This is a genomic window from Neisseria sp. P0009.S007 (assembly GCF_051962515.1).
Window position 1 is genome coordinate 2,578 of sequence record NZ_JBQCVF010000050.1, and the last position, 9,128, is coordinate 11,705.

At 48.1% G+C, this 9,128-nt stretch carries 11 protein-coding genes; 4 read left to right on the forward strand and 7 right to left on the reverse strand.

The window, feature by feature from the left end:
• Positions 1-191: 191 nt before the first annotated feature.
• From ACTHS3_RS06420 to leuC, 7 genes are all read right to left on the reverse strand, one after another.
• A complete protein-coding gene (locus ACTHS3_RS06420; protein WP_070625560.1) occupies positions 192-1,055 on the reverse strand; it encodes a DUF1444 family protein in 864 nt (287 codons plus the stop codon).
• A 38-nt stretch (positions 1,056-1,093) separates the two neighbouring features.
• Complete coding sequence (locus tag ACTHS3_RS06425) at positions 1,094-1,555, reverse strand: YhcH/YjgK/YiaL family protein (RefSeq protein ID WP_049335225.1); 462 nt, start codon at positions 1,553-1,555, stop codon at positions 1,094-1,096.
• A 97-nt stretch (positions 1,556-1,652) separates the two neighbouring features.
• Positions 1,653-2,321 carry a DUF2625 domain-containing protein gene (locus tag ACTHS3_RS06430; RefSeq protein WP_440367441.1) on the reverse strand — a complete coding sequence of 223 codons (669 nt, stop codon included), beginning with the start codon at positions 2,319-2,321 and terminating at the stop codon, positions 1,653-1,655.
• A 75-nt stretch (positions 2,322-2,396) separates the two neighbouring features.
• Entirely contained in the window at positions 2,397-3,038 is a 642-nt protein-coding gene (gene leuD, locus ACTHS3_RS06435) for a 3-isopropylmalate dehydratase small subunit (RefSeq protein WP_063067850.1), read from the reverse strand.
• 48 nt (positions 3,039-3,086) lie between these two features.
• Positions 3,087-3,452, reverse strand: a complete 366-nt coding sequence (locus ACTHS3_RS06440) for a VOC family protein (protein WP_049335221.1) — start codon at positions 3,450-3,452, stop codon at positions 3,087-3,089.
• A gap of 103 nt (positions 3,453-3,555) precedes the next feature.
• Entirely contained in the window at positions 3,556-3,810 is a 255-nt protein-coding gene (locus ACTHS3_RS06445) for a hypothetical protein (protein WP_049335219.1), read from the reverse strand.
• 129 nt (positions 3,811-3,939) lie between these two features.
• Positions 3,940-5,349, reverse strand: a complete 1,410-nt coding sequence (gene leuC, locus ACTHS3_RS06450) for a 3-isopropylmalate dehydratase large subunit (protein ID WP_049335217.1) — start codon at positions 5,347-5,349, stop codon at positions 3,940-3,942.
• 264 nt (positions 5,350-5,613) lie between these two features.
• On the opposite strand from leuC, the gene gshA reads away from it, so the two are divergent.
• The 4 genes from gshA to ACTHS3_RS06470 all read left to right on the forward strand — a co-directional run.
• The gene (gshA, locus tag ACTHS3_RS06455; protein WP_440367443.1) at positions 5,614-6,954 is read left to right on the forward strand and encodes a glutamate--cysteine ligase; all 1,341 of its coding nucleotides are present in this window, start codon (positions 5,614-5,616) and stop codon (positions 6,952-6,954) included.
• A 119-nt stretch (positions 6,955-7,073) separates the two neighbouring features.
• Positions 7,074-8,144, forward strand: coding sequence for a magnesium/cobalt transporter CorA (gene corA, locus ACTHS3_RS06460; RefSeq protein ID WP_107697342.1), 1,071 nt, complete (start codon positions 7,074-7,076; stop codon positions 8,142-8,144).
• A 114-nt stretch (positions 8,145-8,258) separates the two neighbouring features.
• Positions 8,259-8,741, forward strand: coding sequence for an acyl-CoA thioesterase (locus tag ACTHS3_RS06465; protein ID WP_049351048.1), 483 nt, complete (start codon positions 8,259-8,261; stop codon positions 8,739-8,741).
• A gap of 127 nt (positions 8,742-8,868) precedes the next feature.
• Positions 8,869-9,128, forward strand: a 260-nt coding sequence (locus ACTHS3_RS06470; protein WP_440367445.1) for a DNA gyrase subunit A, incomplete at its 3' end; no start/stop codon positions are given.

Consider the following 9,128-nt stretch of genomic DNA (forward strand, 5'->3'; position numbering starts at 1 on the left):
AAAGGTGCGTATTCGTAGCTGACATCCAAACCTTGTTCGATAAGTTTGTCGAGTACACGGACGGTTTCTGCAACGATTTCAGGGCCGATGCCGTCGCCGCGCAAGATAGCGATATGTTTGGTCATTTCGGGTTTCCTTATGAGAAGGTTTTAGGTAAAGGGCAGGTCGTCTGTTTTTCAGACGGCCTTAAATCAATTTGCTCTGAAAACGCTGATTGTACCATTATGGTACTGGTAAAGCTGGGTAGAAATCGCGTAGGCAGAATCTTCAAATGCCTGCAGGGCAATATTCGCCATCGCCTGCAAAGCCTCTTCATCGGACGGGCTGCAAACGAGCAGGGCGTTGCGTGCCGGGACTGCAAAAACAGGGTTGGCCGGCAGCATAGAATCGTCTTTAAGTACTTCGTCCAAAAGCAAAATCAGGGAAGCATCATAGTCGTTATCCAAATGGATTTGAGCCAATGACCAACCTTCAGCATGATGAATTTGGACATGTCCATTCATCTGTTGGCGCAAATTATCCATGGCGGTACGATACAAGGCGTCTTCATCTTCAATACCGGCCTCTTTCATATGCTCACGATTGAGTGTATGCATGGATTCTTCCGTATCCACCATATAAAGCAACATGATATCGCCGGCAATTGGTTTGTATACCAGGTAATCGGCAGGCTCGTCTTCGTCCGTATTTGTAATCAGTCTGACGTTTTCCAGATAAATTGTATTTTTAATCGTCGGAAGAATTTGTTGTGCTGAAACACTGGCATCAGAGTCCTGAAGCTTATCGATAACCGCTAAATTGGCTGCAACAATAGTTTCCAAGGCCTCGGGATTTTGCAGATAACTTGTGTAATGGTTGCTCAAATATGTGCTGAACGATGCTTCATCGTCTTCGGAAAACTGGACAATGATGGGCGAAGACGCAATATTTTCACCCCAGTCGATTTTCGCCTCAAGATCCAATTCTTCTTGGATGCGACGGGCAAAGTATTCGACAAATTCCTGCCAAGTCATTAATTTAGGTTTGGAGCGGAACAACCTGCTGAAAAAAGACATATTGTGTCCTGAATAAGGGGATAAGGCCGTCTGAAAAATTATAGACGTTCGGTTTCAACACGGATTTTAAAAACGACTTTGCGTATGTTCGGCCTGTCGCCAACCAATGGGGCATGCGCATCATTCGGGAAGAATAGCGTAAATTCACCTGGCTCCAAGGTCAGCCAGGTTTCCGGCTCGCAGTCGAAAAATTCGATATCGCGCTTTTCGTTGTAGCCTAAACCGTTTTTCAGACGGCCTCTGTCTATCCAGCCATATGTTTCGCTGCCATCAATCGGCGTTTGAATATCAATATGTTTTAAGTGCGCTTCAGGCTGGGCTTCTCCCTTAGTCCTCATCGGCTCGCTACCGATAAAAATACGGATATTGGGATTCTCGCATGGTACTTGGCCGTCCGGCAGCTTGGCAAAATTTAGGGTCTGCAACAGATGGAAGGCTTCGGCAAAGTCGGGATGCAAGGCAGCGTAGCGGGTGGCATTGCTTATGGTGTCGGTAATCATGGTGTGGTTAGGTAGAAATTAAACTTCAGGATGTGAAGAATACGTTTTAAGGACGCTTTATTGAGATTATGACAACAAGGCCGTCTGAAAGGGCTTTTTATGGAGTTGTGTTTTGCAGATTCAAAGTGGAAGCATAATGTTCAGCAATAGGAATACGCTTGCGGCTGACTTGGTTTATATCGCTGCCTTCTTCAGCCCATAAAAACGGAAAGAACGTGTAAACGCTGTCGCCATTCAAATCATGGATTTCTTCGCGCCAATTTTCCCAACGCAGGTTTTCGTAAAACAACTGTAAATCGCCGGTCAATGCCCAATTTAAGAAGTCGCCATAACCTTTACCGCAATCTTCCCATTCCAGTGTATCCGGTGGTAGGTAGAAAACATTACCTACTTTGCCATTAAATCCTCCGCCATTAATCGCAAAATAGCCTCCAGCAACATCATCGGCAAACAGATAATAGGGAGCAGGGCCTGCTGGCTCGGATTGTGTACGGTTTAGATTCCAACTTCCCAAACCACGAGGTAGCTTCGCGCTGCTAGAACCAAGTATCCGTAACCAGCCGTCATCGATAAGGATACCGCCGGTTTCATAAACGACAGCACCCATAAACGAACGTATCGTTACTTGGGTTTTGACAAGTTCTTCCTTTGCCTTTTCAAGCGTACGTGGCAGAACTTCAACGCTGTTTACCGCTTCTGTAAGCCACTCTTGAATCAATGGCCACGCAGGGTCTTGGGTTTGGATTAATTCGTCGAATGATCTCATGGTCTATCCCAAAACATTCAGTAAAGGCCGTCTGAAACACTTAAATTTTTCAGACGGCCTTTTGCCTTTTGTATGTCAACCGTTAAACAGCCAAGGCTGGCTTTGGCGGCGTTTTTCTTCGAAGGCGTGAATTTCGTCAGCGTGTTGCAGGGTCAGGCCGATTTCGTCCAAGCCGTTTAAGAGGCAGTGTTTGCGGTGTTCGGTAACGTCGAATGTGAATGTTTCGCCGCTAGGGGTGGTCAGGGTTTGCTCGGCAAGGTCGATGGAGAGCTGATAGCCTTCGTTGGCTTCAACTTCTTTGAAAAGCTGGTCAACCTGTTCTTCTGTCAAAACTATAGGCAAAAGGCCGTTTTTGTAGCAGTTGTTGAAGAAGATGTCGGCGAAGCTGGGGGCGATGACGGCGCGGAAGCCGTAGTCGTCCAATGCCCAAGGGGCGTGTTCGCGTGAAGAGCCGCAACCGAAGTTTTTACGCGTCAACAGGATTTGTGCGCCTTGATAGCGTGGCTGGTTCAGGGAGAAATCAGGATTCAACGGGCGTTTGCTGTTGTCCATGCCAGGTTCGCCGTGGTCGAGGTAACGCCATTCATCAAAGGCATTGGGGCCGAAGCCGCTGCGTTTGATGGATTTCAGAAATTGTTTGGGGATGATGGCATCGGTGTCGACGTTGCTGCGGTCGAGCGGGGCAACGATGGCGGTAATTTTGGTAAAGGCTTTCATGTCAGATTCTTATAGTAATAATGGGAAATTATTTTATGGCTATTCGGGTTAGCGTGTGCTGTGCAAACCGATTCGGTTGCCTTCTGTGTCTTCGATAAATGCTGCAAAGCCGTTGGCAATGCGGAATTTCTCTTGTAACAGTTTGCCGCCTGCTTCAACGGCTTTTTCTGCTGTTTCGGCGCAATTCGGGCAATTAAAGAAAATGGTTGTACCGCCGTGGCCGGGCTGGGCATTGCTGTCGTGCCAAATCATGCCGGCCGTACCGTGTTGGGTGTAATCGGCTGGGAAAATGATGAAACGGAATCCGTTGCCGCCAACGTCTTGCAGGGGCTTACCGAATACGGATTCGTAAAAGGCTTTGGCGCGATCCAAATCATGAGCATGAATACCAAACCAGCTTGACGGATTACTCATTGTTTCTTCCTTTGCTTTGAATCGTGAAAATGTCTGAAAAATTAATAATGTATCAGGCCGTCTGAAACGGAGTCAGGAGCTTCAGACGGCCTGATTTACCGAATTATTCGGTAGCGGCTTCGATTTTTTCTCCAACATGGCTCATGCCGCGGCCTACTGCATTGCCGCCTTTTTTAACGGCTTCGCCGGTTTTGTCGGCAACGTGTTCTGCCGTTTCTTTGGTTTTATCGGCTACGCGCTCGGCAGTCTCTTTGGTTTTGTCCCAATTGCGGTTGGTATCGTCTTTTGCACCGGACCAAGTGCTGGAACAAGCTGACAGGATGAGGGCTGCGGCAGCTAATGCAAACAGTTTTTTCATACTAGATTCCTTTCAAGTTATCAATGATTAAGAAGGTTTTCGGACGTTTTTCGCAATACAATAGGAAAACTTACTTGAGCAAGGTATTGTTTCAGACGGCCTGATCAATAAAGGCCGTCTGAAAATACTTTAAGCCATAGTGCGGATATCGGTAAAGTAGCCGGTCACTGCGGCTGCGGCTGCCATGGCAGGGCTGACGAGGTGGGTGCGTCCGCCGTTGCCTTGACGGCCTTCAAAGTTACGGTTGGAAGTAGAGGCACAACGTTGTCCCGGGGTCAGGCGGTCGGCATTCATGGCGAGGCACATAGAGCAACCCGGCTCGCGCCATTCAAAACCGGCTTCTATAAACACTTCGTGCAAGCCTTCTTTTTCTGCCTGCTCTTTAACCAAACCGGAGCCGGGGACAATCAATACGCGTTGTACATTGTCCGCTTTTTTGCGGCCTTTGGCGATAGCGGCGGCTTCGCGCAAGTCTTCGATACGGCTGTTGGTGCAAGAACCGATAAAGACGATATCGACAGGGATTTCGTTTAATGGCGTACCGGCTTCCAAACCCATGTATTCAAGGGCGCGTTCCATGCCGCTGCGTTTGACCGGATCGGCTTCTTCGGCAGGATTAGGCACTTTGCCGCTGATGTCTAAAACCATTTCAGGCGAGGTGCCCCAAGTTACTTGAGGCTCGATGTCTTCGGCTTTGAAGTGGTATTCTTTATCAAATACGGCACCTTCGTCAGACACCAGCGTACGCCAGTACTCGACGGCTTTGTCCCACGCTTCGCCTTTAGGTGCGAAAGGTTTGCCTTTTACATAGTCGATGGTGGTTTGGTCGACGGCAACCATGCCTGAGCGCGCACCGGCTTCGATCGCCATATTGCACAAGGTCATGCGGCCTTCCATAGAAAGGCTGCGGATGGCTTCGCCGCCAAACTCGATGGCGTAGCCCGTACCGCCTGCCGTACCGATTTGGCCGATGATGTAAAGTGCCACGTCTTTGGCAGTAACACCGGGTTTCAGACGGCCTTCAACGGAAATCAGCATAGATTTGGATTTTTTTGCGGTAATGCACTGGGTCGCCATGGTGTGTTCGACTTCGGAAGTGCCGATACCGTGCGCCAATGCGCCGAATGCGCCGTGGGTAGAAGTGTGCGAGTCGCCACAAACGACGGTCATGCCGGGCAGGGTAGCGCCTTGCTCCGGGCCCATAACGTGCACGATGCCTTGGCCTTTATCCATAAACGGGAAGTAGGCGAGTGCGCCAAACTCTTTAATGTTTTTGTCCAAAGTATCGACTTGCAGTTTGGAAATCGGATCTTGGATACCTTTGTCCCAGTCGCCGGTCGGGGTGTTGTGGTCGGCTGTGGAGACCACGCTGTCGATACGCCAGAGTTTGCGGCCGGCCATTTTCAAGCCTTCAAATGCTTGCGGGCTGGTTACTTCGTGAACCAGGTGGCGGTCGATGTAAAGCAGGACAGTGCCGTCTTCTTCTTCGCGGACAACGTGGCTGTTCCAAAGTTTATCGTAAAGGGTTTGTGCGCTCATGATGAGTATTCTTTGCTATTGGTAGGTATGAATGATGGTTTGCGTTTATGGGCGGATTTTAGGCTTTTTATAGGGGCTGCGCAATAGAAATTTGTCCAATTTTTAAAATTTGTCGCAAAGTTTCAAAAACGCTTATCAAAAATTGGACAAATTGTAGAATTGTTAACAAAAAGATGCATCTTATCTGAAAGAATGCTTGTCGAAATGCACTAAAAAGTTCTATCATTCTCACTCAACATCCACACTTACCAAGAGGTATAGAGAATGAAATTACCGGTAATGGCTCCTGAGCATCTGACTCAATTACGGGAATTTGAGAAAAAAGTCCTTGCCAATCATGCCAAAATCGAAGCATGGTTCCGTTCGCATTGGAACGAACACCGTCCGCCGTTTTATGGCTCGGTTGACATCCGTAATGCCGGTTACAAAATTTCATCTATCGATATGAACCTGTTTCCGGGCGGCTTCAATAATTTGAATCCCAACTTTATCCCGCTGGCGGCGGTTGCCGCGCAAGATGCGGTACAGCGCGCATGTGAAACGGCAAAATCCGTATTGATTATTCCTGAAAACCACACGCGCAACACATTCTATCTGCAAAACGTTTACGCCCTCAGCGAGATTTTGCGTTCGGCAGGATACGAAGTGCGCTTGGGCAGCTTGAATCCTGAAGTGACTGAGCCAACCGAGTTTGAAACCGCATTAGGCAACAAAATTTTGCTTGAACCTTTATTGCGTACCCGTGAGCGTGTACATCTTGCCGACGGTTTCTCGCCTTGCGTTGTTTTGTTGAACAATGACTTGTCTGCGGGTGTTCCTGAAATCCTTAAAGGTATCAACCAAACCGTTTTGCCTCCATTGCACGGCGGCTGGACGACTCGCCGTAAAACCGAACATTTCGGCGCGTACAACCAAGTTGCTGCCGACTTTGCCAAGTTGATTGATATCGACGAATGGCAAATCAATCCTTATTTTGAAAAAATCAGCGGTTTGGATTTCCAAGAGCGTGAAGGCGAGGATGCGTTGGCAGACGCGGTAGAACGCGTATTGGCGAAAATTCAAGCCAAATACGACGAATTGGGTATTGCCGACCAGCCTTTCGTTATTGTGAAAGCCGACGCAGGTACTTACGGTATGGGCGTGATGAGCGTTAAATCTGCGGATGAAGTGCGCGGCTTGAACCGTAAAAACCGCAACAAAATGGCGAAAGTCAAAGAAGGCTTGGAAGTTAGCGAAGTTATTGTCCAAGAAGGTATTTATACTTACGAAACCATGAACGGCGCCGTGTGCGAACCTGTCGTGTATATGATGGACCGTTTCGTAATCGGCGGCTTCTTCCGCGTACACGAAGGGCGCGGCGCAGACGAAAACCTCAATGCCGGCGGTATGGTATTTGTGCCACTGTCCAACAGCATTCCCACCGGCAGTGGCGACAATTCCCAAGAAGCGCCTGAAGCCTGCAAACGCGTATTTGAACAATGGGACTCGCTCGGTATGCCGCGCTCCGAAAAAGACTGCGACGTGGACAACGAACACAACCGCCTCTATGTTTACGGCGTAATGGCGCGCCTGTCCTTACTCGCCGCGGCATTAGAGTTGGAATAAACAGCGCCTCAAGCCTAATAAAACATTAATCAATGTCATCAGGCCGTCTGAAAATCAGTTTTCAGACGGCCTTTTCTGTCTGTACAATTCATTCTAACTAAAAAACATGATTTATTTTTATGAGCAAACCAGCCAATCCAATTGAGATAACCGACAATCTGCAAGACCAAACCATGCAGCGCAGCAATACCGACAATGCCCCGCGTTCTGCCATCCATCAAACTCTGTATTCCGCCGATACCTTTGTTCAGCATGATTATCTTGCCGGAAAAAACTTGCCTGATATTGCCCGCCCGCAAGAAGGTCAAATCAACTGGCTGCATTTTGTCGGCATCAATGATGTTGCCTTGCTCAAACACGCGCTTGAGCCTTACGGCATCCATGAGCTAGTTATTGAGGATATTCTCAGCCGCAAGCAGCGTCCGAAAATTGAAGATTACGGCAGCTATGTTTTTACTGCCGCACAGGTTTACCATTATACCTCCACGGGTAAGCTCTATTCCGATCAAGTGTATGTGATTATCGGCAAAGATTTTGTGTTGTCTTTCCAACAAAAACCGTTGGGCTTATTCAGCCATCTGCGCCGGCAGATGCACGAAAATCCGCACAATATTTTGAACAAAAATACAGCGTTTCTTGCTTATTGCCTGCTTGACCGTATTGTGGACGACTATTTCATCGTTTTGGAATCGTACAACAACCGTGTCGAAGCAATAGACAAGTCACTGTTTAAAAACGAAAACAGCGATATTCTCAGTAAGATTCATCGCCTCAAGCGAGATGCCGTCCGTCTGCGGCGCACGCTCTTACCATTGCGCGATGTGTTCTACCAACTGGCCGTACGCGGCGATTTTGCCATTTTCAAAGGCGAATCGACCGTCTATCTGCGCGACGTGTACGACCACAATATGCAGCTTATCGAGTCGCTTGATGCCTCGCGTGATATGGTGTTGAGCATGATGGATATTTATCTTTCCTTCCAATCCAACCGCATGAACCAGCAAATGCGCGTGTTGACGGTTATTACCATTATCTTTATGCCGCTGACCGTCATCACCGGCATCTATGGCATGAACTTCGACAATATGCCCGAGCTGCATTGGCATTACGGCTATTTCATGGTTTTGGGTGTGATGCTGTGCATTATTATCGGACTGCTGATTTTCTTCTCACGTAGAAAATGGCTGTAAACAGGAAGGCAATGGGTTGAAATTCAACGATTAAAAACGGTAGAATGATTTTGCACATGTGCAGTCTGAAGTTTTCAGACAATTTTAAAATAAATATCAAAAGGAGAATAAACGATGAAACCGGAACGCCAACTACCTTCCCATGAACTGATCATGTCCGAACTGATGATGCCTTATACGGCAAACTTCAGCGGCAATGTTCACGGCGGCGATCTTCTGCGCCTGCTCGACCAAGTGGCATATTCCTGCGCCTGCCGTTACAGCGGAACCTATTGCGTTACTCTGTCTGTTGATAAAGTATTGTTTAAAGAGCCTATTCATGTCGGCGAACTGGTAACCTTTTACGCTAGTATCAACTACACCGGCCGTACTTCTATGGAAGTCGGTATCCGTGTGGAGGCGCAAAACATCCACACTGGCGAAGTGCGTCATACCAACAGCTGCTACTTCACCATGGTTGCTGTTGAAGACGGTAAGCCGGTTCCTGTCCCACCTTTGGAAATCAATACACCGCGCCAACGCTGCCGTTATGAAAGGGCTAAAAAGCGTAAAGAGTTGAGTCTGCAGGCTGCGGACAAAGATTCTGGCTGTAACTAAATTAAATTTATTAAATAATGAAGGCCGTCTGAAACCCTGTTTCAGACGGCCTTCACGCAAAAGCCATAAACCGCTTGTTTTGTGGTAGAATCAACAAGATTTTTGCCATACGAAATTACAGATAATCATGACCGACGCAACCATCCGCAACGACCATAAATTTGCACTCGAAACCCTGCCTGTCAGCCTTGAAGACGAAATGCGCAAGAGCTACCTCGATTACGCCATGAGCGTGATTGTGGGCCGAGCCCTGCCGGATGTCCGCGACGGTCTCAAGCCGGTACACCGCCGCGTGTTGTACGCGATGCACGAGTTGAAAAACAACTGGAATTCCGCCTATAAAAAATCGGCGCGTATCGTCGGCGACGTTATCGGTAAATACCACCC